This window comes from Streptomyces sp. NBC_00286 (assembly GCF_036173125.1).
In the GTDB taxonomy this organism is placed as follows: Bacteria; Actinomycetota; Actinomycetes; order Streptomycetales; family Streptomycetaceae; genus Streptomyces.
On sequence record NZ_CP108054.1, the window covers coordinates 6,889,339 to 6,902,822 of the forward strand.

13 protein-coding genes are annotated in these 13,484 nt (G+C 70.2%); 11 read left to right on the forward strand and 2 right to left on the reverse strand.

The genetic code is table 11. From position 1 onward, the window contains the following. Positions 1-351: 351 nt before the first annotated feature. Positions 352-2,427: a hypothetical protein gene (locus OHT21_RS31315; RefSeq protein ID WP_328771623.1), complete on the reverse strand. Its 2,076-nt coding sequence runs from the start codon at positions 2,425-2,427 to the stop codon at positions 352-354. A gap of 346 nt (positions 2,428-2,773) precedes the next feature. Between OHT21_RS31315 and proB the strand changes: the two genes are divergently transcribed. From proB to OHT21_RS31340, 5 genes are all read left to right on the forward strand, one after another. Then, complete coding sequence (proB, locus tag OHT21_RS31320; protein WP_328774292.1) at positions 2,774-3,880, forward strand: glutamate 5-kinase; 1,107 nt, start codon at positions 2,774-2,776, stop codon at positions 3,878-3,880. A 154-nt stretch (positions 3,881-4,034) separates the two neighbouring features. Further along, on the forward strand, positions 4,035-4,499 hold the full coding sequence (locus OHT21_RS31325; protein WP_328771624.1) for a hypothetical protein: 465 nt from the start codon (positions 4,035-4,037) through the stop codon (positions 4,497-4,499). Between the two features lie 264 nt (positions 4,500-4,763). Continuing rightward, the gene (locus OHT21_RS31330) at positions 4,764-6,050 is read left to right on the forward strand and encodes a glutamate-5-semialdehyde dehydrogenase (RefSeq protein ID WP_328771625.1); all 1,287 of its coding nucleotides are present in this window, start codon (positions 4,764-4,766) and stop codon (positions 6,048-6,050) included. 86 nt (positions 6,051-6,136) lie between these two features. Further along, positions 6,137-6,724 carry an SCO2584 family spore wall biosynthesis protein gene (locus OHT21_RS31335; protein WP_443050456.1) on the forward strand — a complete coding sequence of 196 codons (588 nt, stop codon included), beginning with the start codon at positions 6,137-6,139 and terminating at the stop codon, positions 6,722-6,724. Between the two features lie 54 nt (positions 6,725-6,778). Next, positions 6,779-7,846 (forward strand): SCO2583 family membrane protein, encoded by a 1,068-nt coding sequence (locus tag OHT21_RS31340; RefSeq protein ID WP_328771627.1) that lies wholly within the window; start codon positions 6,779-6,781, stop codon positions 7,844-7,846. Between the two features lie 25 nt (positions 7,847-7,871). Here the strand turns inward: OHT21_RS31340 and OHT21_RS31345 are convergent, their stop codons facing one another. Beyond that, positions 7,872-8,984, reverse strand: a complete 1,113-nt coding sequence (locus OHT21_RS31345) for a M48 family metallopeptidase (protein WP_443050457.1) — start codon at positions 8,982-8,984, stop codon at positions 7,872-7,874. 101 nt (positions 8,985-9,085) lie between these two features. Here OHT21_RS31345 and OHT21_RS31350 point away from each other — a divergent pair, with 101 nt between their 5' ends. From OHT21_RS31350 to OHT21_RS31375, 6 genes are all read left to right on the forward strand, one after another. After that, positions 9,086-9,241 carry a hypothetical protein gene (locus OHT21_RS31350; protein WP_328771629.1) on the forward strand — a complete coding sequence of 52 codons (156 nt, stop codon included), beginning with the start codon at positions 9,086-9,088 and terminating at the stop codon, positions 9,239-9,241. 183 nt (positions 9,242-9,424) lie between these two features. Beyond that, positions 9,425-9,589, forward strand: coding sequence for a hypothetical protein (locus OHT21_RS31355; protein WP_328771630.1), 165 nt, complete (start codon positions 9,425-9,427; stop codon positions 9,587-9,589). Between the two features lie 47 nt (positions 9,590-9,636). Next, positions 9,637-10,299, forward strand: a complete 663-nt coding sequence (gene nadD, locus OHT21_RS31360; protein ID WP_328771631.1) for a nicotinate-nucleotide adenylyltransferase — start codon at positions 9,637-9,639, stop codon at positions 10,297-10,299. Positions 10,300-10,324: 25 nt separating this feature from the next. Next, positions 10,325-12,085, forward strand: coding sequence for an LCP family protein (locus OHT21_RS31365; RefSeq protein WP_328771632.1), 1,761 nt, complete (start codon positions 10,325-10,327; stop codon positions 12,083-12,085). Positions 12,086-12,207: 122 nt separating this feature from the next. After that, positions 12,208-12,651, forward strand: a complete 444-nt coding sequence (gene rsfS, locus OHT21_RS31370) for a ribosome silencing factor (protein WP_328771633.1) — start codon at positions 12,208-12,210, stop codon at positions 12,649-12,651. Beyond that, positions 12,648-13,340 (forward strand): histidine phosphatase family protein, encoded by a 693-nt coding sequence (locus OHT21_RS31375; protein ID WP_328771634.1) that lies wholly within the window; start codon positions 12,648-12,650, stop codon positions 13,338-13,340. Before rsfS ends, OHT21_RS31375 begins: the two co-directional genes overlap by 4 nt. The last annotated feature ends 144 nt before the right edge of the window (positions 13,341-13,484 follow it).

The window sequence follows — 13,484 nt, forward strand, 5'->3', positions numbered from 1 at the left end:
CCCGTCGCTTAGCTTCGGTCTGGGCACAGCAGAACCCTGTGGAAGCACGGGGTCGTATGCCCTGTTGGCGACGGGCTGACGCACCGGACCGCGGCCCCGCACCCACCGACCACCTCAGGGGCGCGGGGAACTGCGCGACCAGCCACACTCAACCCGCACCCGCCCTACCGCCGGAGGCATCCCGCGGGGAACTGCGCGACCAGCCACACTCAACCCGCAGCCGCCCAACCGCCGGAGGCACCCCGCGGGGAATTGCGCGACCAGCCACACTCAACCCGCACCCGCCCAACCGCCGGAGGCACCCCGCGAGCAACCACAACGCACCCGCAGTCGAAAACGAACCCAACCTGCCTAGCCGACCGCCGTCTCCTCGGCCTCATGCGGATCCTGCGCCGTCTCCTCGGCCGCCTCCTCCCGCGGCGACGGAAGCTCCGACGACAGCCGCGTCTCCATGCGGACGCGGCGCTCATCAGCCGCCGCGCACAGCGCGGAGATCGCGGCGTTGAAGCGCGCCAACGACGGCGGGTCCGACGGCCCCAGCAGGTGCACCTTCAACTCGGCGCGGGCCGCCGTAAAGAGGTCCTTCTCGGGATGGCGTACCGACTCCAACAGCGCCGGGACGCCGTCCGCCGCGGGCGTCAGGATGACGCCCGCGGACACCGTGGGGAAGCCCGTGCGGAAGTCCGCCTCGGGCATCCCGGACGTGTTGGCCACCGCGTACGGCTTCTCGCTCGAGAGCCAGTCGGAGACAACCGACGACACATCACTGATCAACAGGTCCGCCTGGTTGAAGCAGGCGAAGATCGCGGGCCGCGCGTCCGTGATGATCTGGTGCTCCCACTCCGGGAAGGAGGCCCAGTACGCCTTCTCCCAGGCCAGCGTGGCCTCGGCGATCGCCGCCTCGCGGTCACCGCGCGGCGTCCCCTGGAGCAGCATGCGCTCCATCTCGTCCGCACCGGCACGGAAGGACGTCTTCGTCAGCTGGTCCAACTCGGCCGTACGGCGCACCAGTTCGGCCGCGGCTTCCGCATCCGGCCGGGGACCCGACCGCTTGGTGTCGGCCTCGCGGATCATCGCCATGATGCGCTCGTTGGCCGCGCTCGCACGCGGATCGACGGAACCCGTCAGCGGGTGCGGCTTGTAGAGGAGCCGTACGCCCTCGTCCGCGAGCAGATGCCGCACGATGTTCTCGCCGGCCAGCACCACCGAGGTGTTGCCGGGGTTCCCGTCCCAGCCCTCCCAGGTGGGCGCGTACAGCACGGTCGTGTACGGGCCGGTCGGCGGGCCCGCGTACGGGCGGATCGGCGCGAGCTGCGGGCGGCCCACCTCCACGATGTCCTTGTCCTCGACGCCGACCTCGGCCAGCGCGTACCGCTCGCGGGCCGCGGGCCCGGCCACCCACACCTCGTCGTACGCCTTCGCGTACGGGTTGCAGGAGGACAGCTTGTCGCTCTCGCCGTGGTTGATGAACGCGTGCTTGATGGTGGGGATGCGCAGCACCTGCGAGGTCTTCGCGGCGTTGGCCGGGTGCAGCATCATCTTCAGCGTCGAGTTCTCCAGCGAGAACATCGTCGACACCTTCGGGAAGCAGATGATCGGCACGTCCGTCGCGTCGATCTTCTGCACCATGAACCGCTCGCGCAGCACGATCAGCGGCCTGGCGTCGATCGAGGAGAGCGTCGAGAGCCACATGTTCGCCTGGTACGCGGAGGTCGCGCCGCCGGAGAAGTACATGCCGACCGTCGGCTGGTAGTCGGCCAGCCACTTGTCAAGCCAGTTCATGACCTGCTGCTCGCTCTTGGCGCGCTTCTTGGGGAGCAGCCAGGTGGCGAGGTACGCCGTGCCGCCGCCGATCAGTGCGAGGGAGGCGACGACACCGATGGCGCCCCAGTACCCGTCCGTGGTCGCCGCCGTGAGCAGCAGGCCGGCCGTCGTCGGAATGGAGAAGGTGAGCAGCCGGTGGCCCTGACGGCGGGCCAGGATGCGCGGCGGTGCGGCGGTCAGATGCAGGGCGGACGCGTCGATGTTGCGGGTGACGATCGGCAGCGTACGGGTGCGGCGGACCAGGACCGCGGCGGCCTGGCAGGCGAAGTGCAGGGCGTAGAAGGCGCACACGGCGACCAGGAGCGGTGCCTGCTCGCTGCCCGCGTCGATGCCGTCGATCCGCAGGAGCCCCACCAGGACCAGCATGTCGCGCAGCAACTGACGGACCGTCGCGTCGAAGCGGACCTTGCCCAGCAGCGCGAGCAGCCCGGGGTCGCGGTACTGCAGATAGACGTCGAGCGCGAGGCCCGCGGCGCTCACGGCGATGAACACCGGGACGTTCGGCAGCAGCGCGGAGACGATCTGGGCCGCGAAGAGCGCGAACATCGACAGCAGCGCGGCGAGCTGCGTGACGCGGCGGGGGAAGAGGCCTGCGGAAGGCACGGGCTGGGCTCCTGCGGAGGGTACGGCGGATGAGGGCAAGCAACGGGTTCGGTCGGCCGAACACTACGAGGCCGATCCCTGACCGTATGACTTGGGCGGCCCGCCAAGCAATCTTCCCAAGGAGCTATCGCTGGATATCGGATGAAACCACGGTGAACTTCTGGGGCGTACGTCACGCACGCGGCGCCGGCCGCTGTGCACCGGCCGCACGTCCGCCCCTCGGAACGCGGCGGCGCCCCCTGCCCGTAATCGCGTAGATTGCACGGACGGGGCTGGTCAGAACATTGGGGAAAGCGTGTCAGCGGCAAGGCAGGCGACGGCAGGACAGGCACACACCAGACACGGCATCGCGGACGCCCGCAGGATCGTCGTCAAGGTGGGTTCCTCGTCCCTGACCACCGCGTCGGGAGGCCTCGACGCGGACCGGGTGGACGCCCTGGTGGACGTACTGGCCAAGGGGCGCAGCGGAGGCGAGAAGGAGATCGTCCTCGTATCCTCGGGTGCCATCGCCGCCGGCCTTGCCCCGCTGGGCCTGCGCCGCCGTCCCAAGGACCTGGCCCGCCAGCAGGCCGCCGCCAGTGTCGGGCAGGGGCTGCTCGTCGCCCGCTACACCGCCTCTTTCGCGCGCTACGGCGTCCGCGTCGGCCAAGTCCTGCTCACCAGCGACGACATGAGTCGCCGCGCCCACCACCGCAACGCCCAGCGCACCTTCGACAAGCTCCTCGCCATGGGCGCCCTGCCGATCGTCAACGAGAACGACACGGTCGCCACGGACGAGATCCGCTTCGGCGACAACGACCGGCTCGCCGCCCTCGTCGCCCATCTCGTACGCGCCGACCTGCTGGTCCTCCTCTCCGACGTGGACGGCGTCTACGACGGCGACCCCACCAGGCCGGGTACGACGCGGATCGCGGAGGTACGCACTCCTGCGGACCTCGCGCACGTCGAGATCGGCAGCGCGGGCCGGGCCGGCGTCGGTACCGGCGGCATGGTCACCAAGGTCGAGGCGGCCAGGATCGCGGCGGCGGCGGGCATCTCGGTCGTCCTCACCGCCGCCGTGCACGCCGCCGACGCCCTCGCGGGGCGGGACACCGGTACGCACTTCCACGCCACAGGCCGCCGCTCCGCCGACCGGCTGTTGTGGCTCCAGCACGCGTCCACCCCGCAGGGCGCGCTCACGCTCGACGACGGGGCCGTGCGCGCGGTCGTCGAGCGCCGTAAGTCGCTGCTGCCCGCGGGCATCGCGGCGGTCGAGGGCGAGTTCACCGCCGGCGATCCCGTCGAGCTGCGCGACAGCACGGGCCGGGCGGTGGCGCGCGGGCTCGTCAACTTCGACGCCAAGGAGATACCGCAGCTGCTCGGCCGCTCCACCCGAGAGCTGGCCAGTGAGCTGGGTCCCGCGTACGAACGGGAGGTCGTACACAGGGACGATCTGGTCCTGCTGCACGCGTAAACGGCCGAAAGGGACAGCCCCCGCAGGGCTACGTTCGGTAAAACCGCCCCACGAAGCCGCCCCGCCTGCTCAACTTTGATTCAAGGAGCCCTCGAGATTCCGTGCTGCAGTAATCCATAACCCATTGCGAACCCACTGCGTAAAGGAGGCCGTCGTGAGACGAGTACGCCCCGGGGCGGCGTCCCGCGGTGGTGGCAGCTCCCGCGCGGCCGGTGAGGAGCGGACCCTCACCAGCGTCGCGGCCGGAGACACGTACCAGGGTGAGGAACCGAAGGATCTGCCGCGGCTGTGGCACGTCACTCTGAGCGTCTCGGGCGACGAGGCCCCGCTGAACGACGTCCGGCGCTCGCTCGAGCAGCTCGCCCACGACCACCCCTTTCTGCTGACCAGCCGGTACGCCGGCGACCACGCGGAGATCCGCTACTGGGAAGAGGCCCGCGACCTGCACGACGCCGCGGCCGTCGCGCTGCGCCTGTGGGGCGAGCACCGCCAGACCGCGAAACTCCCGCCCTGGGAGATCGTCGGCCTCGAGGTCATCGACCGCGAGACCTACCACCAGCGCATCGCCGAGGGCTACGGCCCGCAGCCTGCGACCCCCGTAGGCGTCCACCCGTTCTGAGCGGACTTATCGAAGTCCGCTGCGTCACCGCGCCCCGTCAGGGGCGCGGGGCTGTATCAATTTGCGGCTCCGCCGCGATGGCGGTCCCCCCGCTCATGGGGGTCCCCCCGCTCGAGCGAAGCCGAGAGTGGGGGAGCAGCCGAGAGTGGGGGAGCGACCAGCCACGACGGACCCGCAGTTTGCGGACCAGCCTTCCAGGAGCGCCTTGTCTCGGGTTCTGGAACAAGCCCTGGACGCCCCTGCGGCGAGCATTACGCTTCCCTCATGACCACGCTCTCGCCGTACGACTCGATGTCCCCGGTCACCCAGGCCGCCTACCGCGCCAAGGCTGCCGCCGCCGACCTCGCTCCGCTGCCGCGGGCCGAGAAGGACGACGCGCTGCTCGCGATCGCGGACGCCCTGGAGGTCCGTGCGAGCGAAATCGTCGAGGCCAACGCCAAGGACGTCGAGCGCGCCCGCGAGGCCGGCACCAGCGAGTCCATCATCGACCGGCTCACGCTCACGCCCGAGCGGATCCGCGCCATCGCCTCCGACGTACGCGACGTGGTGGCGCTGCCCGACCCGGTCGGCGAGGTCGTCCGCGGCTCGACCCTCCCGAACGGCATCGACCTGCGGCAGGTCCGCGTTCCGCTCGGCGTCGTCGGGATCATCTACGAAGCCCGCCCGAACGTCACGGTCGACGCCGCCGCGCTCTGCCTGAAGTCCGGCAACGCGGTCCTGCTGCGCGGCTCGTCCTCCGCGTTCGAGTCCAACACCGCCCTGGTCCGCGTGCTGCGCGACGCGGTCGGCGGCTCGGGACTGCCCGCCGACGCCGTCCAGCTCGTACCGGGCGAAAGCCGCGAATCCGTACGGGAGTTGATGCGCGCCCGTGGCCTCGTCGACGTACTCATCCCGCGCGGCGGCGCCTCCCTGATCCGTACCGTCGTGCAGGAATCGACCGTCCCGGTCATCGAGACCGGCACCGGAAACTGCCATGTGTACGTGGACGCCAACGCCGACCTCGACATGGCGATCGAGATCCTGATCAATTCCAAGGCTCAGCGGCCCAGCGTGTGCAACGCCGCCGAGACGCTCCTCGTGCACCAGGACATCGCCGCCGAGTTCCTGCCGCGCGCCCTGGACGCCCTCGCCGAGGCCGGGGTCACCGTGCACGCCGACGAGCGGGTGCTGGCGTACGCGAAGGGCTCGAAGGCCACCGTCGTCGAGGCCACGACCGACGACTGGGACACCGAGTACCTCTCGTACGACATCGCCGCCGCCGTCGTGGACTCGCTCGACAAGGCCGTGGCGCACATCCGGCTGTGGAGTTCCGGCCACACCGAGGCCATCGTCACCAGCTCCCAGCCGGCCGCCCGCCGCTTCACCCAACTGGTCGATTCCACGACGGTCGCCGTGAACGCGTCGACGCGCTTCACGGACGGCGGCCAGTTCGGCTTCGGCGCCGAGATCGGCATCTCGACCCAGAAGCTGCACGCGCGGGGCCCGATGGGCCTGCCGGAGCTGACGAGCACGAAGTACATCGTCACGGGCGACGGGCACATCCGGCGCTGAGCAGGCCCCCGAAGAAGCTGTCTCGCCAGGTGGATGAATCTCCATACCGTCTGCCCAAATTGAACCCCCAGGTCTACTCTGGTTCCGTGCCGGAGGACGTGGGGGGCACGCCGTTTCCTGACGGCTGGGAGCCCGACGACGACCGCGACCGCGGAGGCTCGGACGAAGAGTTCGCCTCCGTGGTCTTCGACGAGGCCTTCGTGCGGGCGGCCAGGGTCCATGAGCCGACGGCCGTCGAACGCCTCCTCGCCGCCGCGCAGGCCCGCGCAGAGGCCTCCGAGGCCGAGGCGCGCCGGGGGCGCAGCCGGGGCCCACGCGGTGACGACGAGCGGTACGACGACTTCGGACCCGACGGCCGCCATGATTTCGGCCACGATCCGGACCTGGACGATCTCGACGACCGCGACTACTACGACGGTCGCTACGGTCACTCCGGGTCGTACGGAAAACAGACCCGCTGGCACCGCCCCGTCGCCTGGATCCTCGCCGTGGTGATGGGCGTCGGCATGGTCGCGCTCGCCTTCACGGCGGTCTACCGCGGCGGCTCCTCGGGCCGCCAGCCCCAGGTGCCGCCGCCCGCCTCCACCGGCGTCGAACAGAGCAGCGGAACGCGCCCTTCGGCCTCCGCCGACTACTCCCAGCCACCCGTCCCCGCGGAACCGCGTACGCCGTGAACTTGTCGCGTACGGCGGCGTTTACGTGAGGTTCCAGAGACCTACTCTGAATGTATGGGCGGGCTAGGAGACCCACCGGAGGGACCACCCGACGGGGCTTCCGGTGGCGGTGAGGAAGAGTACCGATCCGTCGTCTTCGACGAGTCGTTCGTGCGAGCTGCCCGTCTCCAGGAGTTCTCCGCGCAGGAACGGATCGCCGACCATGCCCCGGCCGTGCGCCGCCGCCCGCCGATGCGCCGTGGTCTGTCCCGGCAGGCGCTGATCCTGGTTCTGCTGATCGCCGTCGCCTTCGGCACGGCGATCTACATGGGCGTACGGCACCCGTATCAGGCGCCCGCCGCGAAGCCGCCCGAGCCGCTGCGGATGACGGTCATCCCCCTCGCGCCGCAGGGCGCGGTGCCCGGTACCGCGGACACCGGGCTGCTGTACGCGCGCAGTCCGGCCGATCAGTTCCGTATCGGCGCCGACGGGATCACGATGCCCGCCACCCGGCGCACCGCCCACTTCTCGGACAGCCAGGTCGTCACCGCGCTCACCACGGCCAAGGACTACCTCGTCGAGTCGGCGCTCGACCCGGACGTGCTCACCGGCGGCGCCACCAGGCCCGTACGGATTCTGCTCGATCCGCAGCAGCTCGACCAGTTCGACCAGAGCTTCGACCATCCGACCGCGGACGGGCGGCACGCGCCCACCGGCTGGCTGGTCCGCTTCGACCCTTCCCACGCCCAGCTGGCCGACCCCCAGATCCGGGTGCAGGGCACGCTGCAGGCGGCCGAGACCGATGCCGACACCCTTGAGGTGACGGCCGACCACACCTTCGTCTACGCGCTGCGGCCGACGGGCTCGGAGGACGGTGCGAAGGCCTCGCTGTTCACCGTGCGGCGCGAGCTGCATTTCCGGTTCGACCGCGATGATCTGCGGATGCGCCAGGCGGAGCTGGTGGGCTCGTACGTCCAGGCCGGGCCGCTCACCTGCACTGAGGATGCGACGAGCCATCTGCGACCGCTGCTCGCGGGGCAGACGGCCAAGGCGGGCGGACCGGCCGGCACCGACCCGTTCGCGACGGGCGGTGCCACGGCGCTGTGCGGGTCGCTGTCGGCCAGCGCCCAGCCCAGGGTGTAGTCGTCGGCCTTCTTCGTGCTGCTGTTCAGCTGGCGCTGCCGTTGGGGCTCTCGTCGTCGGGGCGGTCGTCCTGCGGCCGTTCCTTGGTTGAGCTCGTGCTCGTGCTCGAGCCGCTCGCGAAGCCCCCGAAACCGCGCCGGACCCGGCCGCCGATGTCGCCCGCCCCGCCTGCGATGTCCGTGACCAGCTTCATCAGCGGGTCCTTGGAGCTGCGTACGTGGGTGGCGTAGGCGGAGGCGGACTCGCGGAAGGAGTCCGTGACCTTGGTGTCGCCGTCCTCGTCGCGGCGCGGGTAGTGGCCGTCCATGATCCGCTGGTAGTCGCGGGACTCGGCCCACTTCTTCAGCTCGGCGGCGCGCACCGTGGTGAAGGGGTGGGAGCGGGGCAGGACGTTCAGGATCTTGAGTACGGAGTCGCGGAGGTCGCCCCCGGCCTCGTACTCCTCGGCCTGGGCGAGGAACGCGTCCACGTTCATCTCGTGCAGGTGGTTGCCGCCCGCGATCTTCATCAGGCCGCGCATCGAGGCCTTCAGGTCCTGGCCGACCAGCAGCCCGGCGCGGTCCGCGGACAGCTCGGACTTGCGGAACCACTCGCGCAGGGCGGTCACGATCGCCATGATCGCGATGTTGCCCAGCGGGATCCACGCGACGCGGAGCGCGAGGCTGGTGAGGAAGAGCAGGATCGTGCGGTAGACGGAGTGGCCGGACAGGGCGTGGCCGACCTCGTGGCCGACGACCGCCCGCATCTCCTCCTCGTCGAGCAGTTCGACGAGTCCGGTGGTGACGACGATGATCGGCTCGTCCAGGCCGATGCACATCGCGTTCGGCTGCGGGTCCTGGTTGACGTACATCGGCGGGACCTTCTCCAGGTCCAGGATGTAACAGGCGTCCCGCAGCATGTCGTTCAGGTGGGCGAACTGGGCGTCCGAGACCCGTACGGAATCGGACAGGAACAGCAGCCTCAGGCTGCGCTCGGGGAGCAGTCCGCTGAGCGCCTTGAACACCGTGTCGAAGCCGCTGAGCTTGCGCAGGGCGACCAGGGCCGAGCGGTCCGCGGGGTGCTCGTACGCCCGGGAGGAGATCCCCTCGAAGCGCCTGCGCTGCCTGCTCGGTACGTTCTCGTGGCTTTCTTCTGGCATGTGGTCCCCCATGCGTCTGGTTGCCTCCTGTGCCCCCGAGGCGGGGTACAGCCTAGGCGGATATACCGTGGACGTGCAGTACAGCGAAGGAGTCGCACGTCATGGAGCACCACCCCCAAGCCTGGCTCGCCGAAGCAGCGAGCGCCGCCGAGCAGCAGGGACCGGGAATTCTGCTCCGTGTCGTGTTGATAGTGATGGTCGTCGGCTGCGTTTTGGTTGCCTGGTTCCTGCTGCGTGGCTACAAGCGGGACGACTGAGCCCCGCCCGAAGTTCCCGGCGGCGCCTGAAAGCGGCATTCCCGGCTATGGCTGAGCGGCGCGATGCACACGGCGGAGAGCGTGCGTGACGGAGTCGGCGTGATCCGCGCGACGGCGCCCGCTTACGATGGCCCTACGTCTGTACGTCTGTATCCCGCCCTCACCGGATAGGTCCTGCCGAAGATGAGCTTCCACAGCACCGCTGCCCAGTTGGCCACCCTCGCCTCCGAGGGCGGAGAGCACAGCGGCAACCACGAGAGCCTCAACCCCTACCTGACCGGCGGCGGCGCGCTCTTCGTCCTCCTTCTGCTGCTGTGGATCACCACCCGCTTCAACCGGGACCGCTGACGCCCGCCGGGCGGGGCTCAGGGACCGGGCCGGTAGGGTCTGCACGCATGGGAGAGCAGGACATGCCAAGCGGTCCGTCGGTGGGCCGGGAGAACAGCCCGGCCCCCGGCCCGTCGAACCCGGGCAAGCGCCGCCTCGGCGTCATGGGCGGAACGTTCGACCCGATCCACCACGGCCACCTCGTCGCGGCCAGTGAGGTCGCCGCGCAGTTCCACCTCGACGAGGTGGTGTTCGTGCCGACTGGGCAACCGTGGCAGAAGACCGACCGCAAGGTCTCCCCGGCCGAGGACCGCTATCTGATGACGGTCATCGCGACCGCCGAGAACCCGCAGTTCTCGGTGAGCCGTATCGACATCGACCGCGGCGGCCCGACCTACACCACGGACACGCTGCGCGATCTGCGGGCGCTCAATCCCGATACGGACCTCTTCTTCATCACCGGCGCCGACGCGCTCTCCCAGATCCTCACCTGGCGCGATGCCGAAGAGCTGTTCTCCCTCGCGCACTTCATCGGGGTCACCCGGCCCGGTCATGCGCTGACCGACCCGGGCCTCCCGGAGGGCGGTGTCTCGCTCGTCGAGGTCCCCGCGCTCGCCATCTCGTCCACGGACTGCCGAGCGAGGGTCGCCAAGGGTGACCCGGTCTGGTATCTGGTGCCGGACGGTGTGGTGCGTTACATCGACAAGCGTGAGCTGTACCGCGGCGAGTGAGGCGAGTGAACCGAGAGGGGCGCCGGTGAACGACCGATACGACGCTGGGTACGGGGGCGACCAGAGTTACCAAGGTGATCAGAGTTACGAACTCGTCGGCTACGACGAGTTCGGGCAGCCTGTGTACCGGCAGGTGCCATCGCCTTCCCAGACGCCGTATGGGTACGACGCCTACGGTGCGCAACAACAGGGGCAGCAGGGCTACGGGTACGACCCGTACGCGCACGGTCAGCAGCAGACGCCGTCCTACGACACCGGCAACGGCCATCAGCAGCCGGGCGCCTCGTACGGGACATACGGCGCGCAGGGCTCGTACGACCCCTACGGCACGACTGCTCAGGAGACCGCTCCGGCAGCCCCAAACTCGTACGACCCCTACGGGCAGCCCGCGGCCAGCGGTCAGCAGCCGCGCGTCGCCGAGCAGACCGCCTACATCCCCCAGCAGGCAGGGCCCGCCGAGCGGGCGGAGGCCGAGGAGTCGGCGGACGGGCAGCGGGACGACCGTGACTACCGCACCGAGCAGTTCACCTTCGTCGAGGAGCCGACCGACGACTCCGAAGACGTCATCGACTGGCTGAAGTTCACCGAGAACCGCACCGAACGGCGCGAGGAGGCCCGCCGCCGGGCCCGTGGCCGCGTCGTCGCCCTGGTCGTGGTGTTCGCCCTGGTCGCGGTCGGCGGTGTCGGCTACCTCTGGTACGCGGGGAAGCTGCCCGGCACGTCGTCGGACGCGAAGACCGGCACCGCGACGGCAGCGGGGGCCCAGAACCGCGATGTGATCGTCGTCCACCTGCACAACACCAAGGGCGGCGGCACCGCGACGGCGCTGCTCGTCAACAACACCACCACCAAGCAGGGCACCACCGTCCTGGTCCCCAACTCCCTTGCCGTGGCGGACGACAACGGCACCACGACCACGCTCGCCAAGTCCGTGGACGACGACGGCACCTCCGGGACGCGTGACGCGATCGACACCGTGCTCGGCACGAAGATCGAGGGCACCTGGCGCCTGGACACCCCCTACCTCAGCAACCTCGTCGACCTCGTCGGCAACATCGACATCGACACCAACGCGAACGTGCCTGACCCGGATGCCAAGCGGAAGGGCGAGGCACCCCTCGTCAACAAGGGCGAGGACCAGACGCTCAGCGGCAAGATGGCCGTCGCGTACGCCACCTACCGTGGCTCCGGGGAGGCGCAGAACGCGCAGCTCGAGCGGTTCGGGCAGGTCATGCAGGGCGTGCTGCGCAAGGTGTCGTCGGATCCGCAGGCCGCGACGACCACCGTGCAGACGCTCGCGCAGATCATCGAGCCCCCCTTGACCGACAAGGACCTGGGCACCTTCCTCGCCAAGCTCGCGGACCACGCCAAGGGCGGCGACTACAAGTCCGTGCTGCTGCCGGTCCAGTCGGACGGCAGGCTGAGCACGAAGGCGAGCGACAGCGTGGTCAAGGACGTACTCGGCGGGGCCGCGAAGAGCCCGGAGCAGGGCGCGGCCGTCCAGGTCGGCATCAGGAACGCCACCGGCAAGAAGGACGCCACCGAGCAGGCCCGCGTCGTCCTGCTCAACGGCGGCTACGCCTTCGTGGACGCGGGCAGGACCGATACCGCCCAGACGGCATCCCAGATCACGTACGCCGACGCCGCGAAGAAGGCGGACGCGGTGGAGGTCGCCAAAACGCTGGGCCTGCCGACCAGCTCCGTGAAGAAGGCCAAGGGCGCCTCGAACGCGGATGTGTCGGTGGTGCTCGGACAGGACTACGAGGTGGGCGCCTCGGCGGGCTGAGGAAGTGGGCGCCTCGGCGGCCAATGCCATGGGCGGGCTAATCGTGGGGCGGTGTCGGCGGTCCGTGAGACCCTTGGGGTAACCCCTTGGGGACAACTGACCGCCGACGGAAAGCCTTGGTAGTGACCGCCACTGACCGCTCTCTCGAGCTCATCAACACCGCCGCGCAGGCGGCCGCCGACAAGCTCGCGCACGACATCATCGCGTACGACGTCAGCGACGTGCTGTCGATCACGGACGCCTTCCTGCTGGCCTCCGCTCCCAACGACCGCCAGGTCAAGTCGATCGTCGACGAGATCGAGGAGCGGCTGAACAAGGAACTCGACGCCAAGCCGGTGCGCCGTGAGGGCGACCGCGAGGCCCGCTGGGTGCTGCTCGACTACGTCGACATCGTGGTGCACGTCCAGCACAGCGAGGAGCGCGTCTTCTACGCCCTGGAGCGGCTCTGGAAGGACTGCCCGGAGCTTGAGCTGCCCGCCGACGCCAAGGCCACCCGCGGCAAGGCCGCCGAGCACGCCAAGCTCCAGGAAGCCGAGGACGCCGGACTGGGCGGTGAGCTGCGTTGAGCGCGGGAACGGGGGCCGCGGACGGCAGGCCGCTGTCCGAGTCCGGCAAGGCCGGCCGGGGCCGCCGCGTCATCCTGTGGCGCCACGGACAGACCTCGTGGAACGTGGAGCGCCGCTTCCAAGGCACGACCGACGTCGAGCTCACCGAGGCCGGCCTCGAGCAGGCCCGCCGCGCTGCCCGGCTGCTCGCCTCCCTCAAGCCGGACGCGATCGTCGCCTCGGACCTGAAGCGAGCCGCCGACACGGCCGCCGAGCTGGCCGCCCTCACCACCCTCGACGTCACCCACGACGAGGGCCTGCGCGAGACGTACGCGGGCGTCTGGCAGGGCCTGACGCACGAGGAGATAATCGCGCGTTACGGCGACGAGTACGCGGCGTGGAAGCGCGGTCAGCCGGTCCGCCGTGGCGGTGGCGAACTGGAGACCGAGGTCGCCGACCGCGCCGCCCCCGTGGTGCTCCGGCACGCCGAGAAGCTCCCCGACGAAGGCACGCTCGTGGTGGTCAGCCACGGCGGCACCATCCGCACCACCATCGGCCGCCTCCTCGGCCTCGACTCGCACCACTGGGAAAGCCTCGGCGGCCTCTCCAACTGCTGCTGGTCCGTCCTCGGCGAGGGCGCCCGCGGCTGGCGCCTGCTGGAACACAACGCGGGCACGCTGCCCGAGCCGGTCCTGGGAGACGACGACTGACCCCGTCAGACGGCGACCGACGCGGAGACCGGCGGCGGTGGGCCTCGGCTCCAGGGGCTCGTAGACCCGTGCCCGCGGACGCGTGGACCCGGATTTCACTTTCCGGCAGGCCACAAGCTAAAGTTCCTCTTGTTCAGCCCGCCC